This window comes from uncultured Microbulbifer sp. (assembly GCF_947498635.1).
GTDB lineage: Bacteria > Pseudomonadota > Gammaproteobacteria > Pseudomonadales > Cellvibrionaceae > Microbulbifer > Microbulbifer echini.
In genome coordinates this window covers 89,307-111,380 of record NZ_CANMKV010000008.1, presented here as the reverse complement: position 1 = coordinate 111,380, position 22,074 = coordinate 89,307, and the positions used below count along the sequence as shown (strand labels likewise).

19 protein-coding genes and 1 other RNA gene are annotated in these 22,074 nt (G+C 56.5%); 6 read left to right on the top strand and 14 right to left on the bottom strand.

Annotated features, from left to right (window positions below; translation table 11 throughout):
- Positions 1-5: 5 nt before the first annotated feature.
- The 13 genes from murC to rsmI all read right to left on the bottom strand — a co-directional run bounded on the left by murC (position 6) and on the right by rsmI (position 14,545).
- On the bottom strand, positions 6-1,469 hold the full coding sequence (murC, locus tag Q1A69_RS06215) for a UDP-N-acetylmuramate--L-alanine ligase (protein WP_299582687.1): 1,464 nt from the start codon (positions 1,467-1,469) through the stop codon (positions 6-8).
- Positions 1,470-1,503: 34 nt separating this feature from the next.
- A complete protein-coding gene (gene murG / locus Q1A69_RS06210) occupies positions 1,504-2,601 on the bottom strand; it encodes an undecaprenyldiphospho-muramoylpentapeptide beta-N-acetylglucosaminyltransferase (protein ID WP_299582684.1) in 1,098 nt (365 codons plus the stop codon).
- On the bottom strand, positions 2,601-3,824 hold the full coding sequence (gene ftsW, locus Q1A69_RS06205; protein WP_299582681.1) for a putative lipid II flippase FtsW: 1,224 nt from the start codon (positions 3,822-3,824) through the stop codon (positions 2,601-2,603). Before ftsW ends, murG begins: the two co-directional genes overlap by 1 nt.
- Positions 3,821-5,203 (bottom strand): UDP-N-acetylmuramoyl-L-alanine--D-glutamate ligase, encoded by a 1,383-nt coding sequence (murD, locus tag Q1A69_RS06200; protein ID WP_299582678.1) that lies wholly within the window; start codon positions 5,201-5,203, stop codon positions 3,821-3,823. The genes ftsW and murD overlap by 4 nt, the downstream gene beginning before the upstream one ends.
- 7 nt (positions 5,204-5,210) lie before the next feature.
- On the bottom strand, positions 5,211-6,296 hold the full coding sequence (mraY, locus tag Q1A69_RS06195) for a phospho-N-acetylmuramoyl-pentapeptide-transferase (RefSeq protein WP_299582675.1): 1,086 nt from the start codon (positions 6,294-6,296) through the stop codon (positions 5,211-5,213).
- Positions 6,296-7,675 carry a UDP-N-acetylmuramoyl-tripeptide--D-alanyl-D-alanine ligase gene (murF, locus tag Q1A69_RS06190; RefSeq protein ID WP_299582672.1) on the bottom strand — a complete coding sequence of 460 codons (1,380 nt, stop codon included), beginning with the start codon at positions 7,673-7,675 and terminating at the stop codon, positions 6,296-6,298. The genes mraY and murF overlap by 1 nt, the downstream gene beginning before the upstream one ends.
- Positions 7,672-9,201, bottom strand: a complete 1,530-nt coding sequence (locus tag Q1A69_RS06185) for a UDP-N-acetylmuramoyl-L-alanyl-D-glutamate--2,6-diaminopimelate ligase (RefSeq protein ID WP_299582669.1) — start codon at positions 9,199-9,201, stop codon at positions 7,672-7,674. Before Q1A69_RS06185 ends, murF begins: the two co-directional genes overlap by 4 nt.
- On the bottom strand, positions 9,198-10,958 hold the full coding sequence (locus tag Q1A69_RS06180) for a penicillin-binding transpeptidase domain-containing protein (protein WP_299582667.1): 1,761 nt from the start codon (positions 10,956-10,958) through the stop codon (positions 9,198-9,200). The genes Q1A69_RS06185 and Q1A69_RS06180 overlap by 4 nt, the downstream gene beginning before the upstream one ends.
- Before the next feature lie 181 nt (positions 10,959-11,139).
- A complete protein-coding gene (gene ftsL / locus Q1A69_RS06175; protein WP_299582664.1) occupies positions 11,140-11,415 on the bottom strand; it encodes a cell division protein FtsL in 276 nt (91 codons plus the stop codon).
- A 4-nt stretch (positions 11,416-11,419) separates the two neighbouring features.
- Complete coding sequence (gene rsmH, locus Q1A69_RS06170; RefSeq protein WP_299582661.1) at positions 11,420-12,352, bottom strand: 16S rRNA (cytosine(1402)-N(4))-methyltransferase RsmH; 933 nt, start codon at positions 12,350-12,352, stop codon at positions 11,420-11,422.
- Between the two features lie 11 nt (positions 12,353-12,363).
- Complete coding sequence (gene mraZ / locus Q1A69_RS06165; protein WP_299582771.1) at positions 12,364-12,807, bottom strand: division/cell wall cluster transcriptional repressor MraZ; 444 nt, start codon at positions 12,805-12,807, stop codon at positions 12,364-12,366.
- Between the two features lie 472 nt (positions 12,808-13,279).
- An RNA gene (rnpB, locus tag Q1A69_RS06160) (RNase P RNA component class A) lies at positions 13,280-13,633 on the bottom strand.
- Between the two features lie 69 nt (positions 13,634-13,702).
- The gene (gene rsmI / locus Q1A69_RS06155; protein WP_299582658.1) at positions 13,703-14,545 is read right to left on the bottom strand and encodes a 16S rRNA (cytidine(1402)-2'-O)-methyltransferase; all 843 of its coding nucleotides are present in this window, start codon (positions 14,543-14,545) and stop codon (positions 13,703-13,705) included.
- 39 nt (positions 14,546-14,584) lie between these two features.
- On the opposite strand from rsmI, the gene Q1A69_RS06150 reads away from it, so the two are divergent.
- The 4 genes from Q1A69_RS06150 (at position 14,585) to Q1A69_RS06135 (ending at position 18,096) form a co-directional block, all read left to right on the top strand.
- Positions 14,585-16,498: a penicillin-binding protein activator gene (locus Q1A69_RS06150; protein WP_299582655.1), complete on the top strand. Its 1,914-nt coding sequence runs from the start codon at positions 14,585-14,587 to the stop codon at positions 16,496-16,498.
- The gene (locus Q1A69_RS06145; RefSeq protein WP_299582652.1) at positions 16,485-16,847 is read left to right on the top strand and encodes a YraN family protein; all 363 of its coding nucleotides are present in this window, start codon (positions 16,485-16,487) and stop codon (positions 16,845-16,847) included. Before Q1A69_RS06150 ends, Q1A69_RS06145 begins: the two co-directional genes overlap by 14 nt.
- 64 nt (positions 16,848-16,911) lie before the next feature.
- Positions 16,912-17,502, top strand: coding sequence for an SIS domain-containing protein (locus Q1A69_RS06140; RefSeq protein ID WP_299582649.1), 591 nt, complete (start codon positions 16,912-16,914; stop codon positions 17,500-17,502).
- A 3-nt stretch (positions 17,503-17,505) separates the two neighbouring features.
- Positions 17,506-18,096, top strand: a complete 591-nt coding sequence (locus Q1A69_RS06135; protein WP_299582646.1) for a BON domain-containing protein — start codon at positions 17,506-17,508, stop codon at positions 18,094-18,096.
- 104 nt (positions 18,097-18,200) lie between these two features.
- Here the strand turns inward: Q1A69_RS06135 and Q1A69_RS06130 are convergent, their stop codons facing one another.
- Positions 18,201-19,391, bottom strand: coding sequence for an acetyl-CoA C-acyltransferase (locus Q1A69_RS06130; protein ID WP_299582643.1), 1,191 nt, complete (start codon positions 19,389-19,391; stop codon positions 18,201-18,203).
- Positions 19,392-19,571: 180 nt separating this feature from the next.
- On the opposite strand from Q1A69_RS06130, the gene Q1A69_RS06125 reads away from it, so the two are divergent.
- The gene (locus Q1A69_RS06125) at positions 19,572-20,168 is read left to right on the top strand and encodes a LemA family protein (RefSeq protein WP_299582640.1); all 597 of its coding nucleotides are present in this window, start codon (positions 19,572-19,574) and stop codon (positions 20,166-20,168) included.
- Positions 20,169-20,171: 3 nt separating this feature from the next.
- Positions 20,172-22,061, top strand: a complete 1,890-nt coding sequence (locus Q1A69_RS06120) for a M48 family metallopeptidase (protein WP_299582637.1) — start codon at positions 20,172-20,174, stop codon at positions 22,059-22,061.
- Positions 22,062-22,074: the final 13 nt, after the last annotated feature.

Sequence of the window (22,074 nt, the reverse complement as noted above, 5' to 3'; positions counted from 1 at the left end):
GCCACTCAATCCTCGGTGCTGTTCTCACCCAGACGCCACTGTGCCAGCCTTTGTGAAAGAGCCCCCACATTACCCGCCCCTTGGGTCAAAACCACATCGCCGGGTTCTAGCAAGTCAGCTAGAATCGGGGGCACCTGATCCACGGTCTCAACAAAAATCGGATCGACCTGGCCACGATTGCGCAGGCTGCGCGCCAGCGTTCGACCATCAGCTCCGGCTATCGGCGGCTCCCCGGCACTGTACACGTCCAATAAAATTAATTTATCCACTTCGGAGAGAACCTGAACAAAATCTTCAAAAAGGTCCCGGGTGCGCGTATAGCGGTGCGGTTGATAAATCATAACCAGGCGCCGCTCCGGCCAGCCATCGCGCACGGTTTTAACTGTGGCTGCCACTTCCCGAGGATGGTGGCCATAATCGTCCACCAACATCACTTTTTCTGCGTTACCGTCGTCACTAACAGAGAAATTTCCATAAATTTGAAAACGGCGACCCACCCCCTGAAAACCCTCGAGGCCCTTCTGAATGGCCTCATCGCCGATGCCCTCGTCACTAGCCACGGCAATCGCTGCAGTGGCATTCAGCACGTTGTGAATACCTGGGGTATTTACCGAGACCTCTAGCAGGTCTCCACCGGGGCGCTGCACCGTAAAGTGACTGCGCAATGGCTCCTGATTTACCTCGACGATGCGAAAGTCATTACCCTCAGCAAATCCATAGGTCAACACCGGGCGGGAGAATTTCGGAATCACCTCCTGCACATTGGCATCATCCCCACAAACGACAGCGAGGCCATAAAAAGGCAGGTTGTGAACAAAATCAATAAAGATCTGTTTGACCTTTTCGAAGTCCCCGCCATAGGTCTCCATATGATCCGCATCGATATTGGTTACCACCGTTACCATCGGCTGTAGGTGGATAAAAGACGCATCGCTTTCATCCGCCTCAGCGATCAGGTAGCGGCTCTCGCCAAGCGCGGCATTGGCACCAGCCGCATTGACCAGCCCACCAATCACAAAAGTGGGGTCTTTTTTATCCGCCGCAAAAATCGAAGCGATCAGGCTGGTTGTTGTGGTCTTGCCGTGGGTCCCCGCCACGGCTATGCCATAGCGGTAACGCATCAATTCTCCGAGCATTTCTGCACGGCGCACAATTGGGATACGATTTTCCTGGGCGGCGACCAGCTCGGGATTATCCCCATGCACCGCAGAGGAATTCACGACCACATCCACACCACGAATATTTTCCGCACTGTGCCCGATTTGCACGTTTACCCCGAGCTTGCGCAGCCTATCTGTCACGGTTGACTCGCGCAGGTCGGAGCCGGAAACCTCATAACCCTGGTTCTGCAGCACCTCAGCGATGCCACTCATACCCGCACCGCCAACACCAATAAAGTGGATGCGACGGATGCGACGCATTGCCGGTACCGCGTAACTTTTTTTCGCATTGGCACGCTCAGAAGACATACTCTCTAACCTTGATCCACTTTTGTTGCGTTTATTATCTGGCAAGCGCCAGCTCTTCGGCACAGGCACCAACTACCTGCTCCGTTGCATCAATCTTTGCCACACCCCGTGCAGCTTGCGCCATGGCCAATAATTTCTGGGGGTCAGAGAGCAGTTTCTCTAATAGCTCTGACAGCCCCTGCGCATCCATGGCACTCTGCTGGATAACCACTGCTGCACCAGCATTTTGCAGCCACTCTCCATTGCGTGTTTGGTGATCGTCGATCGCAAATGGAAAGGGCACCATAATCGCTCCGACTCCGGCGGCAGCGATTTCCGATACCGTCAGCGCACCAGAACGGCAAATGATCAAATCCGCCCGGCTGTAAGCATCGGCCATATTCGCAATAAAAGGCACAACTTCAGCTTCTACCCCGGCGGCACTATAGGCTTCTAGGGCCAGCTGTAAGTGGCGCTCTCCAGCCTGATGAACCACTTTCGGGCGCACTGGCGACGGCAACAAGGCAATGGCTTTAGGGACTAATTCATTAATTGCCACAGCGCCGAGACTGCCACCGAGGACCAGCAGTCGCAGAGGCGATTCACTCCCAATACGCTGCTGTGGATCTGGAAGGCCCGCGATCTCAGCGCGCACCGGATTGCCAACCTGTTTCGCACCAGGCAGGCCACTGGGGAAAGCCTCTAGTACCCTGCTCGCAATTCGAGCAAGCAGGCGATTGGTCGTGCCGGCTACCGCGTTTTGCTCATGAATAATCAGGGGAATTCCACTGAGCCTTGCAGCCACTCCGCCGGGACCTGTTGCAAAACCACCAAAGCCCAGCACCGCGTCCGGCGAAACTTTTTTAATCACGGCGCGGGCCTGGGCCACTGCACGCAATATCTGCACCGGCGCCTTCAGGAGGGCCAACTTACCTTTTCCGCGCACACCCACCACGCGAATACAGTGCAGAGGTATTCCAGCCTCAGGGATCAAACGCGCCTCAATGCCACGCTGGGTACCCAACCACTCGACACAGCCCCCTTCCTCTTGCAAAGCCTTTGCCACTGCAAGTGCGGGGAAAACATGTCCACCTGTACCACCGGCCATCATTAAGAATTTCTTGCCGGCAAATATGTTCTCATTATGGGCCATCAAGCCACCTCCCCACGGGCCACTCCACCGCTAGTCCGGCGCCGGATAAAGATGGGAAGGCGGCCAAACAAACCCGGATTTTCATCGCCGCTAGTCAGTGGCTCACGCAACTCGGTGCGAATTCTCAAAGCCAATCCCAGCAGGGCGCAGCACACAATCAAGCTACTGCCGCCAGAGCTGACAAACGGCAGAGTCAAACCCTTGGTCGGTAGCAGCCCTGAGGCCACCCCCATATTCACGAATGCCTGCCCAGCCAGCTGAACCGCCATGCCAAATGCCAGTAAGGCGGCAAAGAATTTCTGCTGAGTTAACGCTTCACGCACCAAGCGCAGCAGTGAACAGGTCAACAATACAAAGAGCCCTACAACAACAAGACCACCAAACATGCCCCACTCTTCCGCGAGGATGGCAAAAATAAAATCGGTGTGCGCCTCGGGGAGATAAAACAGCTTCTGCACGCTGTTACCCAGGCCTACCCCAAACCACTCGCCGCGACCAAATGCGATCAGCGACTGAGTAAGCTGATAACCACTGGCAAATTGATCTCCCCAGGGATCTAAAAATGTCAATAAACGCTGCAGACGATAGGGGCTCATTAGTGCCATCAGCGCAAGTCCACAGGCCGCAGCTGCCACCAACAAAAATGTGTGAGGTAAGCGCGCGCCCCCCAAGAAAACCATGGCCAGCACTGTGCCAGAGAGCACCACAACAGAACCAAAATCCGGCTGTAATAACAGTAGGAAAGCGACAACTGCAAGAATCACCACAGGCACCATAAAGCTGCTCCAGTGATGTAGTTGTTTGCTGCGACGCGTTAAAAAACTGGCAAAAAAGACCAACATACAAAACTTGGCCACTTCTGCAGGCTGGATAGTGATACCCGCAAACACCAACCAACGCCGGCTACCGTTCACCTCTCGCCCAATACCGGGCACCAGTACCACAATCAGCAACAAGCAGGAAAATAAAAGAAGTGGCCAGGACAAACGCGACCAAATGACCAAAGGAATCTGGCTTACAAGTAATGCGGCCATAGCGCCAATTGTCAAAAACACCAAGTGGCGCTTAAGGAAGTACCATGGGTCCGCATAAATATCTGTAGCAAAAGCAATGGAGGCCGAGGCCACCATCACGACACCAATACTCACCAGCGCCAAAACACTAAACGGCAACAGATTGTCGAGGAAGTTGCGCCTACGATTCAGGGAGGGTAATTCACTCATTGCCCCGCCTCTGCGTTCTCACTCAGCGCCGTCACGATTTTACGGAAATCATCACCGCGGGCCTCAAAATTGCGGTACATATCAAAACTCGCACAAGCCGGCGATAGAAGCACATAGTCTCCACTGTGGGCCATTGTGCGAGCCTTGACCACCGCATCGGCCATGGAGTCCGCTCGGATAGTTGTGCATTGATCGGCAAATACCTGGGCGATCTTATCGCCGTCCACACCGATTGAAATCATCCCGCGCAGCGTATCGGCACTCTTTCCCAGGGCGGAAAAGTCCGCGCCTTTGCCATCACCTCCGGCAATTAATACGATTTTTCGTACTGGGGTAGCCAGCCCATTGAGCGCGGCCTGGGTTGCCCCGACGTTAGTGCCTTTAGAATCATTGACATAGGTAACGCCATGCAAATCTGCCACCCGCTCGCAGCGGTGTGTCAGGCCTGGGAAAGTGCGCAATACCGAGAGCATTGCATCCATCGGCAATCCAACCACACGGCCCATTGCCAGCGCAGCCAGAGCGTTGGCAATATTGTGCTTGCCCACCATGGCCAGCGCACCGACGGGCAATAAATTTTCGTTACCCTGCGCCAGCCAACTTTCTCCACCAACTTTGCGCACCCCGAACTGTTTGAGGTCGGGTTGGTCCAGACCGAAACTCGTCTCACGCCGGTCTCGCGACAGCGGCCCCTGACTCAGCGGGTCCTCACGATTGACCACAAACGCCTCAGCACCGCGATAAATACGCTGTTTAGCCCGATGATACTCCACCATGCTGGGGTAGCGGTCCATATGGTCCGCGCTCATATTCAATACGGTAGCCACCGTGGGCGCGAGGGAGTAAGTGGTCTCCAACTGAAAGCTGGACAGTTCCAGCACAAACAATTCGGGCAGCGGGTCATCCAGTAAATCGAGTACCGGCACACCGATATTGCCTCCTACGCGCACGGGAACTCCGGCAACCTCAGCCATCTTCCCAAGTAGAGTCGTTACCGTACTTTTGCCATTGGAGCCCGTAATCGCTGCCAGTTTCGCGGTCGACTGCTTGCGCAGCAGAGCCTGCGCAAACAATTCGATATCCCCCACCACCGGTATACCCTCGGCAATGGCCTGTTGTAGAACAGGCTCTGACAGGGAAATGCCTGGACTGGCAATAATCAAACTGGCGGCAAGCAAAGTGTTCACACTCAGGGGCCCAGTTTCCACCGATATCTGTGGGAACTCCCGGTTAAACGCAGTCAGTCCCGGCGGATTATCGCGGCTATCCACCACCAGCGGAGTGTGACCGTGACGCAGCAGGTAGCGCACCACCGATTTTCCGGTAGCGCCCAACCCAATTACCACTTTGTGCTGCGATGAAGTCGCGATCAGACTCATTGTATTTTTATCGAAGTTTCAGTGTTGCCAATCCGGCTAAAACCAGAATGACCGTAATAATCCAGAAACGCACAATCACGCGCGGTTCAGGCCACCCTTTTAATTCAAAATGGTGATGTAGTGGTGCCATACGGAAGATACGTTTGCCGGTCAACTTGAATGAGGCCACCTGCAAAATTACCGATACCGTCTCCATCACGAACACCCCGCCCATGATAAACAGCACAATTTCGTGACGAGTAATCACCGCGATGATGCCGAGTGCCGCGCCCAGCGCCAGGGCACCTACATCCCCCATAAACACCTGAGCAGGGTAGGTGTTAAACCATAGAAACCCGAGGCCGGCGCCACACAATGCCGCGCAAAAAACGGCCAGTTCACCGGCGCCGGGGATCGAGGGAATGTGCAGGTAATCGGCAAACTCAGCATGTCCTGACAAGTAAGCGATAACCCCCAGGGCTCCTCCCACCATCACCGTGGGCATAATCGCCAAGCCATCGAGACCATCGGTGAGATTTACGGCATTACTCGATCCCACTACTACAAAATAGGTCAATAAAATAAAAGTGACCGGCCCCAAATTAATGGCGACATCCTTAAAGAAGGGCACAAAAAACTGAGTCTCCGCCGGGCTCGTCGCGCTCATAAACAAATAAATTGCCGCGCCCAGGCCGGCAATGGATTGCCAAAAATATTTCCAGCGCGCGATCAAGCCGCGGGGATTTTTGTGTACGACCTTTTTATAGTCATCGACAAATCCAACGGCACCGAAGACAAAAGTCACCAACAGGGTAACCCACACATAACGATTGCCAAGATCCGACCACAGCAGCGCCGAGGCAAAGATCGAGGCAAGAATCAAGGTGCCGCCCATCGTGGGAGTACCGGACTTACTCAGGTGAGTTTGTGGACCATCGTCGCGGATCGCCTGCCCAACCTGCAAACGGTTCAACCAGGTGATCATGCGCGGCCCAACGATCAGGGAAATACCCAGGGCCGTCAGGGCTGCCAGAATGGCGCGCATGGTTAAATAGTTGAACACCGAAAAGGTGCTCACATGTTGTTGTAATAATTCCGCCAGCCAAAGCAGCATTACTTCTCCCCTCTGCTGTTGCCAAGCAGGGCCTCAGCGACCAGTTCCATACGGGCACTGCGAGAACCCTTCACCAAAATGGTGGTATTGTTATCCAGTTCGTGAGTCAGAGCTGCGATAAGCGGCTCCCTGTTCCGGTAATTTCGCAAGGACTCACTGCTCCCCTGATTAAACGCCAAGCTGGCAGCGGCACCCAACGGTCCCAGAGTAAATAGCGCATCGAGCCCGCGCTCCCGCGCCAGGTCTCCGACACTGCGGTGCATCTCCTCAGCATCTGGGCCAAGCTCAGCCATATCCCCCAGCACCAGGATTTTCTTACCCGAGCGCTGCGCCAGCAGTTCAATAGCAGCCCCAACCGAACCCGGGTTGGCGTTATAGCTGTCATCAATGACGGTGGCCCCGGCGATGCCGCGCTGTTCCTGCAGGCGGCCGTCTACGCCTTTCAAAGTACTGAGCCCCTGGACAATTTCTGCTGCAGACAAGCCAGCAGCAAAAGCGCAGGCCGCGGCTACCAGCGCATTGTGCACATTGTGTTCACCGAGTAACTGTAATTGCAGCGGGTGCGCAAGTCCTTCGATAACCAGGTCAAACGCGGCACATCCGGATTTATCCAGAACAATATTATCCGCATAAATTTCACACTGGCTGGCCAGGCCTACTTCCAGGGTTTCTACGCCTTCAGGCATCCGCCCCCGCCAATAATCGGCATAATTATCGTCGGCATTAATAATTGCCGTACCGCCAATATCCAGACTGGTGTAAATCTGTCCCTTTGCCTTCGCAATTGCATCAATAGAGCCAAAGCCCTCTACATGGGCAGGCATTACATTATTAACGACGCTGACCTGCGGCTTCCCGATACTGCACAAGTAGGCAATGTCGTCAGGCCCGTTGGCCCCCATTTCAAGAATCAATACATCGTGCTTTCTAGAAAGACTGAAGAGCGTTAGGGGCAGACCGAATTGATTATTCAGGTTGCCCCTGGTCACACAGGGTGTGTGGCTAAGGGAAAAAATCGCCGACAACATTTCCTTGACCGTTGTCTTGCCACAAGAGCCGGTAATGGCAATAACCGGCCCGCTGAATTGCTCGCGACACAGCAGACCAATTTGGCCGAGCGCCACGGTAGTGTCTTCCACCCGCCACTGGGGCAATCCGCAGTTCGGCACTTCCCGATCAACCACCAAACCCAGTACCTGGCCATCCAGCTCACCGACAAAATCGTGAGCATCGAAGTTATCGCCCACTAGGGCGACAAACAGGGCCTGGGGACTCAGCTTGCGAGTGTCACTACACACCTCGGAAAACTCGACAGAACCATTCACCAGTTCGCCACCAAAGCGCTTCTGCAACTGTTGTAGAGTCAGCGACCCAATCACTCGGTTTCCCCCTCTACACCTTCGCCCTGGGCGGATTTGCCCGTGCGCCGGCGAAGCGCCGCTGCAGCTTGCTCACGATCGCAAAAGTGAATTTTTTCGCTACCGATAATCTGATAATCCTCATGGCCCTTGCCAGCAATCAATACGATGTCGCCCGGCTGCGCCGCAGCTACCGCTCGATCAATGGCCTTGGCCCTATCAATTTCCACTTCAATATTGCTCGCGGCACCCTCAAGGATATCGTCAATAATTTTTTGCGGTTCCTCGCTGCGCGGGTTATCACTGGTTACGATGGCGCGATCGGCCATTTCGGAGGCTATGCGCCCCATAGAGGCGCGCTTACCGGTATCGCGATCGCCACCGCAACCGAACACACACCACAAATTGCCACGGCAATAAGGGCGCGCAGCGGCGAGTGCAGCGCGCAGCGCATCCGGGGTATGAGCGTAATCGACCAGTACGCCCACTTCGTCAGCATCCTCAACCTGCACCCGCTCCATACGACCGGGCACCGCCTGAATAGAGGGGAAAGCCGCAAGAATTTCTGCAAACGGCATCCCCGCAGAACCCGCTGCAGCCACTACGGCAAGAGCGTTATATATATTGAAATCGCCAATCAGTGACGCGTTGAGCTCTCCACTTCCCCATGGGGAGCTGAGCTGCACAGAAAACCCTTTTTCGTGGCGACGCAAATCTGTCACATGCAGGTCACCCGCCTGCAGACCATAAGTCAGTACACGCAGCCCGCGTAACCTACAACGCTCAGCCAACTGCGCACCGAATGGATCATCCAAATTAATAATGCTGCGCTTTAATTTCGGCAGGCCAAAAAGCTTCTCTTTGGCCGCGCCATAGGCCGCCATATTGCCGTGATAATCGAGATGATCGCGGGACAAATTGGTAAAAATTGCCGTATCGAAAATAAGGCCATGTACCCGCCCCTGAGACAGGGAGTGGGAGGAGACTTCCATCGCCGCCGCGCCCACATCGCGATCGCGAAAATCGGCAAAATCCTTCTGCAAGCGCACCGGATCCGGCGTAGTGAGCCCAGTTTCCTGCAGCTCAATCACGCCATTATTCCAAATGCCATTACCAATGGTGCCTATCAGTGCGGCACTGCCAAAATGCTGGGCGAGTAGTTGGGAAGTGAGATAGGCGCAGGTGGTTTTACCATTCGTGCCAGTCACCCCCACCAGATGCATTTTTCCACTGGGATTACCGTGGAAGCGTGCGGCAATCTCCCCCACACGCTTGGCGAGCCCCGGCACAGTGACCACTAGAATATCTCGGTATTCTTTACTCTCCAGCTTATCCCCATCGGCTAGTACCGCTGCAGCACCAGCATCGATAGCCGCATCAATATAGGCCCGCCCATCTACAACTGAGCCACGCAATGCCATAAAAACATCGCCCGCCGCCACTTGGCGGCTGTCGAGCGCCACTCCACTGACCGGCACATCGGGAATACCCGCATAGCCGGGCACCAGCTCCTGCAGGGAAATAAATAATTGTTCGCGCTGAGTCACGACTTTGAACCCCTTTCGCTTAACTGCGCGGCCAGCTGCCGCTCCGCCGACGACTTACGCTCCGGCGGTACCTGCAGCAGGCGCATGGCCCCAGTCATCACAGCGCCAAATACCGGCGCGGCCACTTCACCACCGTAATATTTCGCCTGACTGGGATCGTCTATTACTACAACCGCGGCGAGGCGCGGCTTATCTGCGGGGATAAAACCCGCGAATACTGAACGGTAGCGATTATCGGCATAACCACCACGGCCAACCTTGTGTACTGTGCCGGTCTTTCCCGCCACCCGATAACCCTCAACCGCCGCAAGGCGGCCGGTACCACGACTGCCAATGACCGTCTCCAACATGGCGCTCACCTGCTTAGCGAGGGGGCCTCCGACCACGCGCGCCGCTTCAACGTCCGTTTTGTCACCGGATAAAACCAAAGACACCGGGCGTTTGAGCCCACTGTTGGCCAGTACACTGTAAGCCTGGGCCAGTTGCACCGCATTCACTGTTAAACCGTAGCCGAAGGCAAAATTGGCCCGCTCGATTGGATGCCAGCGACTGCGGCTGGGAAGGATTCCCGGGGTCTCTCCAGGGAAGCCACTACCAATCGCCTCTCCCAGCCCCAGGCGGTAAAAGAGTTCCCGTAACGTATTTGGTTCCAAATCCAGGGCAATTTTTGTAATACCCACCTGGCTCGACTTGGTAATAATGCTGGTCAAATCCAGCTTGCCGTAGTTAACCGGATCCACCAGGGTTTTGCCGGGCACACGGATATAACCCGGACTGGTATCAATTTGGGTGTGGGGTTTGTAGCGCCCGCTCTCAAGGGCGGCCAGTACCGTCAGGGGTTTCACCGTAGAGCCGGGCTCAAACTGATCGATCAGGGCGCGGTTGCGCATTGCCGCGGCCTTCACTCCCTTGCGATTATTGGGATTAAAAGAAGGTTGATTGGCCATCGCCAGGACATCGCCACTGCGGGTATCCAAAATAACCATAAACCCGGAGGCTGCACCGTTTTCCCCCACGGCACGTTTCAACTCCCGATAGGCGAGGTATTGCAGGCGCATATCAATCGACAGGCGCAGCTCTTGCCCCGGCTGGGCCTCCCGCCGAATAGCCAGCTCCTGCACCGTACGGCCTTTCAGGTCCTTGACCACCTGCTGGGCTCCAGGCTCACCGGAGAGCCAGCTGTCATAGGCGAGTTCAATACCCTCCTGCCCCCGATCATCGATATTGGTAAATCCCAGTAGCTGCGCAACCACTTCTCCGGCAGGGTAAAAACGGCGGTATTCCTTTTTACTGTAAACGCCGGCCAAATCGAGAGACAACACCTGCTCCGCCTGCTCGGGCGTCAGGTGGCGCTGCAGGTACATAAATTCTTTATTGCGGTATTTTTCCAGGCGAGCAGACAACGCTCCCGGCTTTATCTGCAGAGCCCGTGCAAGTTCGCTTACCTGGGCAGGACTGCTTTCACGCAGCAGCTTGGGGTTGGCCCAAAGGCTGTGTACAGGGGTGCTCACCGCCAACAGCTCGCCATTGCGATCGACAATGGAGCCTCGGTAAGCCGCTATCTCCTCAGTGCGGATGGTACGCGCGCGCCCCTGGTCCTGCAGAAAACGGTAACCCCGCTCTGCTGCGGGCACGACCTGTAGACGCGCCAGGTGCAACACCAACGCCAGGGCGAGCAGACACAACAGGGCCGCCACCAGCACAAAGCGCCAGCGAGCGATTCCCGGTTGAGTTTGCTTTTTCTTTACTGCGCCCATAATTTTCCAATTGGCGTTATATTTTCATCCTGAGGGCAAACCTCTTCGCGGGAGCATTCGACCACCACCCCCGATTGCGCATCGGCACATAAAATTTTTATGGTTATTTTGCCGCGATTAGATAGAAATCCATTCGCGCCTATAAATACAGAAGCGCAGTGCAAACCCCTGCGCTAAAGCATCACTCTGCCGGAACCAGCACCTGCTCCGAGGGGCTCGGCATATGCATTTTTAACCCTTCTCGCGCCACCTTCTCCACACGGCTGTAGGCAGACCAGGCGCCTCGCTCCAACAACAAGCGCTCCTGTTCATAGCGCAACTCATCGCGGGCCTTTTGTGCCCTACCTAATTCGGCGGTCAACTCCCGATTGCGCTGCGTCGAATACACCACCGCCAAAGCCGAGGCAATTGCAGCGACCCAAAGTGCGGCCAAGGCCAATAGCGATCTAGTGGACACCAGATCAACTCCCGCCCAATTTTTCCGCAACCCGCATTACGGCACTGCGCGATCGCAAATTTTCATCGATTTCCACGGTATTGGCTTTCACCGCTTTACCCAGCGAACGCAGGGTTTTAATAATTTCGCTATCCATCACCGGAAGCCCGCGAGGCAGCTTTGGCCCGCGCTCTTTGTCGCGGATAAAGCGCTTAACCATGCGATCCTCCAGGGAGTGGAAGCTGATAATGACCAACCGCCCTCCAGGTGCCAGCAACTGCAGAGACTTTTCCAGTGCATTGTGCAGATCATCCAGCTCGCCATTCACGTGAATGCGAATTGCCTGAAAGACCCTGGTAGCGGGATGCTTGCCCTTCTCCCAAGCCGGGTTGGCCGCCTTGACCACCTCGGCCAAATCCAAAGTGCGCGCAAATGGTGTTTCCACTCGGCGGCGCCCAATCGCAGCGGCAATACGTCGGGCAAAGCGCTCCTCACCGTATTCTTTAAATACCCGCACCATCTCGGCCTCGGCTTCGGTATTGACCCACTGGGCGGCACTGATACCTCGACTGGTATCCATGCGCATATCCAATGGCCCATCCTGCATAAAACTAAAGCCGCGTTCGGCCTGGTCCAGCTGAGGTGAGGAAACCCCCAAGTCCAGCAGGATGCCACTGACCTTGCCGGCCCGTTCGGCTACGGCGAGATCCATATCGGCAAAAGAACCGTGCCAAATCGAAAAACGCGCCTCACCAGCAAAACGCTCGTGCGCGTAGTCAATCGCCTGGGGGTCTTTATCCACCGCCAGCAGATGCCCGTTAGGGTCTAGCTGTTCGAGGATCGCGGCACTGTGTCCACCGCGCCCGAAGGTTCCGTCCACATAGAAACCCTCCGGATCAGTCACCAAAGCGTCCACGGCCTCACGCAGCAACACACTGCGATGCAATTCTTGAGACACCCGGTGTGCTCCTATAAAGAGAGGGAAGCCATTTCCTCAGGCATTCCCTCCTCGTCTTCACTGTCATCGAGCCAGGACATCCAGCGTTCCTCGCTCCAAAGTTCTAATTTCTTACCCTGCCCCACGAGCATCAATTTTTTCTCCAACCCCGCGTACTCACGCAGGGTGGGGGGAATCAGCACACGGCCATTAGCATCGACTTGCAGCTCACAGGCGTAGCCAATCAGTAACCGCTGGGCACGCCGTGCCACCTTGTTAAAACTGGGGAGAGCCTCCACCTTCGGTAGGATTTGCTGCCATTGAGGCGCCGGATATACCAGCAAGCAGCGCTCTTCCGTATGGGCAGTCACCACCAGACAACCGGCACACTCATCCAGCAAGCGGTCGCGGACCCTCGCCGGAATCGCCAGACGCCCCTTGGCGTCCATATTGATTGCATGGCTACCCAGATACACTTTGTGATATAGCTCGCTTGTTTCGCACTTGTCGCGGCAGGCCTTATTTTGGCGGGCCGATAGCAGGAAAAATTCAAACTTTACCCGCGCGGTGTAAATACCCACTCACCCGCAACGAATAAACCACAAAGTTCCACGATTTTCCACTTTTCCCCACCTTCGACACTATAAAACTGGTCGACACAAAGTCAAGGAAATCGACCGCAAAGTCCCCATAAACCCCAGTAAATTCGCGGTCTGCAGCCCAGATGGAAGCAATGACATAAAAATCACTCCCACAACCCAGCCAAATAGTGCGAGCGCTCACTCACAAAATAATCGATCATCTTAAACCAGCCGCCACTGTGCCGATGCCTGCGCCAACGACAAAAGCCCAAACTTCCTCACTAAATCGCAATGGGGATTCGCGCCAACCAACCAGCGCCAAACTGGGGCCAAAACAAAAAGCCCGGCGGATGCCGGGCTTTAGAATTGTGTGAGCTGGCCTGTAAGCCGGGTTCTGTCGAGGACAATCATTCATCTGGGATGCCTGTCGCCAGACACCTCAAGCGACCTACCCGCCCTCAGTGCGGGTCACACCTATTGAGGGCCTATTTGGTCTTGCTCCGAACGGGGTTTACCATGCCGCGAACTGTTGCCAGCCGCGCGGTGCGCTCTTACCGCACCCTTTCACCCTTACCTGTGCCCGCAAGCGGGCCATCGGCGGTCTACTCTCTGCTGCACTTTCCGTAGGCTCGCGCCCCCCAGGCGTTACCTGGCGTTCCACCCTATGGAGCCCGGACTTTCCTCCATCGCACAAGGCGACAGCGATTGCCCAGCCAGCTCGCCGCGAAGAGTAATGAGGCGACAGCCGGATTGCAACAGCGATTTCCCCACAAAGCGAAAAGATTGCGCCTTATTTCTGTTCCAGGCTCCAGTTATACAGAACCTTCTTGTTCACCCCTGTGATCTCAGCGGCAATAGCGGCGGCCTTTTTGGGTGGCAGCTCGGCCAACAACAGGGACATTACCCGCTGCGCCTCACCATCCAGCTCTGTGTCGCGACGGCGCTCGGCACCGCGCACCAGCAAGACAATCTCACCGCGCTGCTGATTGCTATCGGAGCGCACCCAGCTCACCAGCTCCCCCAGGGGTAGTAACTGGAAAGTTTCGAACGCCTTACTCACTTCCCGCGCGATGACCGCCTCGCGTTCGGCGCCGAAAACCTCTGCCATAGCCTGCAAAGTATCGGCCACCCTGTGCGGGGCCTCGTAGAAGACCAGAGTACGGGTATCCCCCGCCAGCTCCTGCAGTGCCCGCTCCCGCGGGCCGGTCTTGGCGGGCAGGAAACCTTCAAAGCTGAATCGATCACTGGGCAATCCCGCCGCACTCAGTGCCGCCACGAAGGCACAGGCTCCGGGAATCGGCACTACGCGGATGCCCCGTTCACGCGCCTCGCGCACCAGGCGGTAGCCGGGATCAGAAATCAGTGGCGTGCCCGCATCGGAGATCAGCGCCACCGTTTGCCCCTGCTCCAAACGCTGCAGGATCTGGCCGGTGCGCTTGTCGTCGGAGTGATCGTGGTACGCCATCAGAGGCGTATCGATATTGAAATGAGAAAAGAGTCTCTGACTGTGACGTGTGTCCTCTGCCGCAACCAGATCGGCACATTGTAGAACTTCAATGGCTCGCGGTACCATATCGGCCAAATTACCGATGGGCGTAGCGACAATATAAAGTAGCGCCTGATCCGGCCCCATAGCTGTTCACTCCAAATATAAATTTTGCGGGAGAAGAATATGTCCGCCTCTTCCCGGCGTACCTCTACTGTGATAACCAGTGTGGCAACCGCCACACTGGCACTGGCACTGGCTGCCTGCCAGACTCCGGCCTCACGACCAGGGGGCTACCAGCCAACACATCCGGCCAGCCACCAAGCCAGCCGCAGTGATGCCGTGCGCCTGCTGCGCAGGGCAGACACCCTGCCGACACCCGCACGTGATCAACAGCGCCTGCAAGCGGCGGCCATTCTATACGAGCTGGGCGACAAAGAGACGGCCAAAGAAGCTGTTACCAAAATTATTCCCGAGCAGCTCGATAACACCCTCTTTGCCAACTACGCCCAGGTGTACGGCAGCCTGCTAGTCGATGATGACGATTTCTTTGAGGCCCTAGATCTGGCGACTTCACCCCGCCTCGAGGGTGTCTGGCCGCAACTGCCGCGCGACACAGCGCTGCCACTGCGCAACCTGCGCGCCGATCTCTGGGGGCTCTTGGGCAACCTGGACAGCGCCATCAGTGAGCGCCGCGAGATTTCCTACCTGACCCAGTCCGACAAGACCATTACCGAAAACAACAACGGTTTTTGGCAACTGCTGACTCAACTCCCCTCCAGCGAACTCCAGCAGCGCGCCAACACCAGTAGGGACACACAGATGCGCGGCTGGTACCAGCTGGCTCTGCTGGGGCGCGACACCCAGTCCGATATCAGCTCGCAGCTCTCTGCCCTAAGCCGCTGGCGCGAACGCTGGCCAGCCCACAGCGCCAATACCCATCCACCTCAAGCACTGCAGCTACTCGAGCGCTTGGCGGATCAACGCGCCAATAATATCGCCCTGCTGCTACCACTTAGCGGATCACTCGGCAGCGCCGGTCGCGCAATTCGCGACGGCTTTATGGCGGCCCACTACACCGCCCTGACAGCCGGTGCCGCAACGCCAAAAGTAATGGTGTACGACACCGGCACCGAGCAGCCTTTCGAGGAAATCTACCAAGCCGCGGTGGATGCGGGGGCCCAAACCATTATCGGCCCTCTCGACAAAAGCAAGGTCGCCAACCTGTTGGCCACCGAAAAGCTGCCCGTACCCACACTCGCCCTGAACTACGGCGACCAGGGCCGCCTCACTGGCGATCTGGTTCAGTTCGGCCTGGCCATTGAGGATGAAGCGCGCCAGATCGCCCAACACGCCTACCGCCAAGGCCACCGCCAGGCCATGATCCTGACCAGCGATAGCAGCTGGGGGCAACGCGGTGCCGAGACTTTTGTGGAGGCCTGGCAACAACTCGGCGGCTCGGTGAGCATCAACAAAACTTTCACGAAAAGCAGTAAGTTTTCCAATCTGGTTAGTAATGCTTTACTGATCCCCGACAGCAACGCGCGCAAGAAAACGCTGCAGGGCCGCCTGTCCGCACCGCTGGAGTTCACTCCACGCCGGCGCGGCGATGTGGATATGATCTTTGTCGCCGCCCTACCGCAGCAGGCCCGACAGATTAACCCCATGCTGACTTACTACTACGCCAATGACCTGCCGATTTACGCGACCTCACACGTATTCGCCGGCAAAGCTAACCCAAACCGCGATCGCGACCTCAATGGAGTACGATTTACCGCTCTGCCCTGGCTGTTTGAAGACAATGCGACCAAACAGGAGATCGAACAACAGGCGGCCCCACCACCGGCTTTTGCGCGCCTTTACGCCCTCGGCGCCGATGCATTCCGCCTCTATCCGCGCCTGCCCATGTTGCGCCAATTCCCCGCACAAAAGATGCACGGCCTCACCGGCGCGCTGAGTCTAAGTGCGGATGGCCGCATAGTGCGCGAACAGATGTGGGCGCAAATTGAAAAGGGGATACCCGTCCCGGTAACCACTATGGAGCCCCACTTTCCCGCACAACAACCCAGCCTGCAGCCCGGCGAAAGTGAAGCTTTTTAAGGGCTCCGCGGGGAGCGTCGGCGCCCAGATGGAGGAGGCCGCAGCACACTATTTACAGTGTGCTGGACTCTCTTTGATCGAACGAAATTACCGCAGTCGTCACGGAGAGATAGACCTAATCGCTCGCGAAAGCGATACTGTAGTGTTTGTGGAGGTGCGCTTTCGCCGCAACAATCGCTTCGGCGGCGCCGGGGCCAGTGTGGATATCCGCAAGCAACAGAAGCTGCTCGCCACCGCCCAAAACTATTTGCAACAACACAAACTGGACTGTCCATGCCGCTTCGATGTCCTTGCCATAGAGGGCGATGCGCAAAACATTCAGTGGATAAAGAACGCCTTCGAAGCTTGAGGCAAAACCGAGATTTACCTTGCCAAGTTATGGCGAACTGCAGTTCGCCTGTATTAAGGACACAATGGAACAGCGAGTCGTAACCCTTTTTCACCACAGCCTGGAAGCCACCATGAACGCCGGTGAAATACTGGCGCCCCTGATTGCGGAAGCCAGTGAAATGGTGGTGCACACACTGCTGGCAGAGAGCAAAGTGTTGCTCTGCGGCAATGGGGTCAGCGGTGCCCTGGCACAGAGTTTCTGCTCGCAACTGACTGGCGGCTTTCAGCGGGAGCGCCCCGGGCTGCCCGCCATGGCGCTCAACAGCGACGGGGTCTCGATGGGCACAGTGGCACAGAATCACGGCAGTGCGGATACCTTTGCCCATCCGGTGCGCGCCCTTGGCCAACCCGGCGACCTTCTGGTAATTATTAGCAGCGACGGCCGCGATTCCAATTTGGTACAAGCCATGCGCGCTGCGCGGGATCGCGATATGGGCATACTGGCATTGACCGGCGGCGACGGCGGCGACTGCGCAGCCCTAATCGATACACACGATATTGAACTGCGCGTACCATCTGATGTCGCAGCTGAAGTACACCAGGTACACCTTCTGACTATTTTTTGCCTGTGTGACTTAATCGACAGCAGCCTGTTTGGTGGCTACGAGGACTGAACAATGAAAAATAACCGACTTTCCCTGGGAAAACGTCTTCTCTCTGCACTCGCCGCAACCGCGCTTCTGAGCGGCTGCAGCACCGTTATGGAGGCCACGCACGATGGCCCCATTCAGCAAGACCCGGGCAAGCGCTCACTGGGCACTTATATCGATGACGAGAGAATCGAAACCATAGTTACGGTCAATATCAATAAAGCACACCCGGACCTGAAGGCATCGAATATCGATATCACCTCCTTCAATGGTGTGGTACTGCTTACCGGACAGGTGCCCGATCAGGAATTGCGCCTGCTCGCCGGGCGCACCGCAAGCCAGGTGCAGAATGTGCGTCAGGTTTATAATGAGACCCAGGTGCGTGGCAAAGTCACCCTGCTCGCCTCCACCAGCGATACCTGGCTGACCACCAAGGTAAAAACCAACCTGCTCGCGCACAAGGAAATCGATGGTGCCCGCATCAAGGTTGTGACAGAAAACGGCGTGGTTTACCTGATGGGCCTACTGACTCCGGCCGAAGCCGAACGCGCCGCGGACATCACCCGCTCTATTGGCGGAGTTCAAAAAGTGGTCAAGGCCGTAGAGTACATCAACTAAAACTGAAGCGTCGTCGCCGGGCTCAGATGCGACCCGGCGAGAATCGGCAGCATAAAAAACGGAGGCTCAAGCCTCCGTTTTTTATGCAAAAGAGCGCGAGCGATTTATACGCGCTCTATCGCGACCGCAGTGGCCTCACCACCACCGATACAGAGGCTCGCCACCCCTTTTTTCACATCGCGTTTTTCCATCGCCGCCAGCAGAGTAGTCAGGATTCGGGCACCACTGGCCCCGAGCGGATGCCCCAGTGCGCAGGCACCGCCATTGATATTGACCTTCTCCCAGGGCAGGTCCAGCTCGCGCATAGCCGCCATGGTCACCACAGCAAAGGCCTCGTTGATTTCAAACAGATCGACATCGCTAGCAGACCAGCCGCTACTCTCCAGCAACTTGTGCATGGCGCCTACGGGGGCGATGGTGAACCACTCGGGCTCGCGGGCAAACTGGGCCTGGGCCTTGATCACCGCCTGCACTTTAAGGCCGCGCTTCTCCGCCTCGCTTTTGCGCATCAACACCAAGGCCGCAGCGCCGTCGGAGATAGAGCTAGAGTTGGCCGCTGTCACGGTGCCATCCTTGCGGAAAGCTGGCTTTAGCTGGGGAATTTTGTCCGGGCGAGCATTGCCCGGCGCCTCATCGGTGCCAACCTGCACCTCGCCTTTGCGCGAAGTGATAGTGACCGGGGCGATTTCGCGCTCGAAGCCACCGCTCTCGATAGCCGCCTGGGCGCGGGCGAGAGATTCCAACGCGAAGGCATCCTGCTCCTCACGAGTAAAACCGTATTTTTCTGCCGTAGCCTCGGCAAAGGTCCCCATCAACTTGCCATCGGCCGCATTCTCCAAGCCATCGAGGAACATAGAGTCCTTGATCTCACCGTGTCCCAGACGCATGCCGGAGCGGGCCTTGGGTATCAGATACGGAGCGTTGCTCATACTCTCCATACCCCCAGCGACGATAATTTTCCCCTCGCCCAGCAACAGGGCGTCTCGGGCCATCATCACGGTCTTCATACCGGAGCCACAGACTTTATTCACCGTGGTAGCAGGTGTGCCCTCGGGAATGCCCGCCGTCAGTGCCGCCTGGCGTGCAGGAGCCTGACCAACACCAGCCGGGAGCACACAACCCATCAGTACTTCATCGACATCGGCGGGCGCCACGCCGGCGTCCTCCAGGGCTGCGCGAATCGCTGCGGCACCCAGCTGCGGCGCGCTCAGCGCCGACAGGCTGCCCTGCATAGCACCCATCGGGGTGCGCGCCATTCCAACGATCACTACCGGATCTGAGGTTACATCGCTCATTCTGTCTGCTCCCAATTCTGCGCCGCCATCATTGTTGTGGCGGCAATTGTTTTTAATGTCGCGCCATTATAGCCGAAGCTACCCTCCGCTTCGCCAGGGTCGCGCAGTGGTGCATCTCAATTGAAGCAAGGGCCGTGTTACTATCGACGCCAATCACATGAGAAAGTGGCGAGAGAGTATATGGAGATTTCGAGTATCGTCGTGTTGGTTGTTTTGGCCGCGCTACTGTTTTACGGAGTCGGCATCTACAACCGATTGGTCTCTCTGAAAAACCGCAATGAAAATGCCTTTGCGCAAATTGAAGTGCAACTAAAGCGCCGTCACGACCTGATTCCCAATCTGGTTGAAACTGCCAGGGGTTATTTGAAGCACGAAAGGGACACCTTGGAAGCCGTGGTCAGCGCGCGCAACACGGCCATCAGCGACCTAAAAGCCGCGGCGGCCAGCCCCTCCAATGCCGGCGCAATAGAAAGTCTCGGTCGCGCCGAAAGTGCTCTGAATAGTGCATTGGGTCGCTTCAGTGCTGTTATAGAAGCCTACCCGGACCTCAAGGCCAATCAAAACATGATGCAGCTGAGCGAAGAGCTGAGCAGTACCGAGAACAAGGTTGCCTTTGCCCGCCAGGCTTTCAACGACGCCATCACCAGTTACAACATCTACAAACAGAGCTTTCCCCCGGTTCTGCTCGCGGGATTCTTCGGTCACCGCACCGACGGCCGCCTGCTCGAGTTTGCCAACACCGAAGCCATCCAGGTAGCCCCGCGCATAGAGTTTTAAACCATGAATTTCTTTGAGTACCAGGATAGAGCGAGGCGGAACAGCGGCTTGTTAATCGCTCTATTTTCTCTGGCGGTAGTCTTGCTGATTGGATTGACCACCCTGATCGCCGCTGCCGCTGTGGCTTACTCCCGCGGCCAGTTTTTTTCTCCGCTGGACATTGAACAACTGCTGGGCTGGCAAACGGTAGGCTCCATTGCCCTCACCATTACCATCATTGTAGGCCTGGGCAGCCTGTACAAACTGCACCAGCTCGACACTGGTGGCATTGCTGTGGCGGAATCGCTCGGCGGGCGCAAACTCAATATTGCCCCACAGAGTCCCGCGGAGCAGCGCGCTCTGAATGTGGTAGAGGAAATGGCGATCGCTTCGGGCACCCCGGTGCCGGATGTCTACCTGATCGAAGATCAGGCCATCAACGCCTTCGCCGCGGGCTACAAGCCCTCCGACGCGGTAATCGGTCTCACCCGAGGCTGTATCGAGAGGCTCAACCGAGATGAGCTGCAAGGCGTAGTGGCCCATGAATTTAGCCACATCCTCAATGGCGATACACGCCTGAACATTCGTATCGTTGGTTTGTTAAATGGGATATTGATCATCGGCCTGCTCGGTCACTGGCTGGTGCGCGGTATCTATCCGAACCGCAACAATCGCAGACGCGCCGTTTTATTTGGACTCGGCGTCGCCTTGATAGGAGTGGGTTACACCGGGACACTGCTGGGCAACCTGATCAAATCCGCCGTGAGCCGCCAGCGGGAGTTTCTCGCCGATGCCTCGGCCGTGCAATTCACCCGTAACAATTCGGGCATCGCCGGCGCACTGAAAAAAATTGGTGGCAGCAGCGCCGGTTCCAATCTGAGCAACGGCAGAGCAGCGGAATTCAGCCATTTGTTTTTCGCCAGCGGTCTAAAGCGCTCGCTTTTCAACCTCTTTTCCACGCACCCCCCGTTAACCGAGCGCATTTTGCGGCTCGACCCCACCTGGAACGGCCAGTACCCCAGCGGCGCCAGCCCAACCCCACAATTTCAGGGGAGAGAATCGAACCGGCCACAGGCGGCAGGTATCGCAGGGACTGCCTCATTTCAAATGACTCTGGATGCGGTGGACAACAGTATTGCAAACCCCAGTGAACAACAGGTGCAATACGGCCGTCAGCTATTGCAATCCATCCCGGTCAGTCTCCAGCAAGCCGCACATGATCCCTTTATTGCGCGCGCCTTGGTTTATCACTTGTTATTACACAACGAAGCGCCTAAGCAGCGGGCCCAAATGGCACTTCTGAAAAAAATTGCCCACCCTGCCGTTGTGCGGGAAATGGACAAGCTGGCACCGCAAATAAAGGCCCTGCCCGACAATGCTCGCCTGCCACTGTTGGATCTCTGTATCCCTGCGCTCAAAGCGCTGGTTCCTCAGCAGTATCAAATATTCAAAAGAAACCTGATCAAGCTCTTGCGCAGTGATGGAATTATTGAGACCTGGGAGTGGGCACTGTACCGGGTACTAATGCACACTCTGGAACAAACGCCCGATCGACAGCGCCTTTCCAATAAAAAAGGGGCCAGCAAGGATGCCTCCCGCTTTCTTCTGGCCGCTATCGCTCACGCGGGCAACAACCAGTACCTGCCGGCGAAGCGCGCCTACGAACAGGGCCTAAAGTTTTTGTCCCTGGATGTAACGCCACTACCGAGCCGCAAAGACATCGGCCTGCAGCACCTCGATAAAGCCATCGCAATAGCCGGTCAAATGAAACCGCTGGAAAAGCCCGCGCTCCTGAAGGCTATGGTTCATACCCTGAACCACAATGGCGTTATCAAAGCGGAGGAAATTGAATTGTTGCGCGCGGTGGCCGACAGCCTGGACTGCCCTATGCCGCCCTTGCTGCCGGTGAAATAACCAGCGGTGAAAC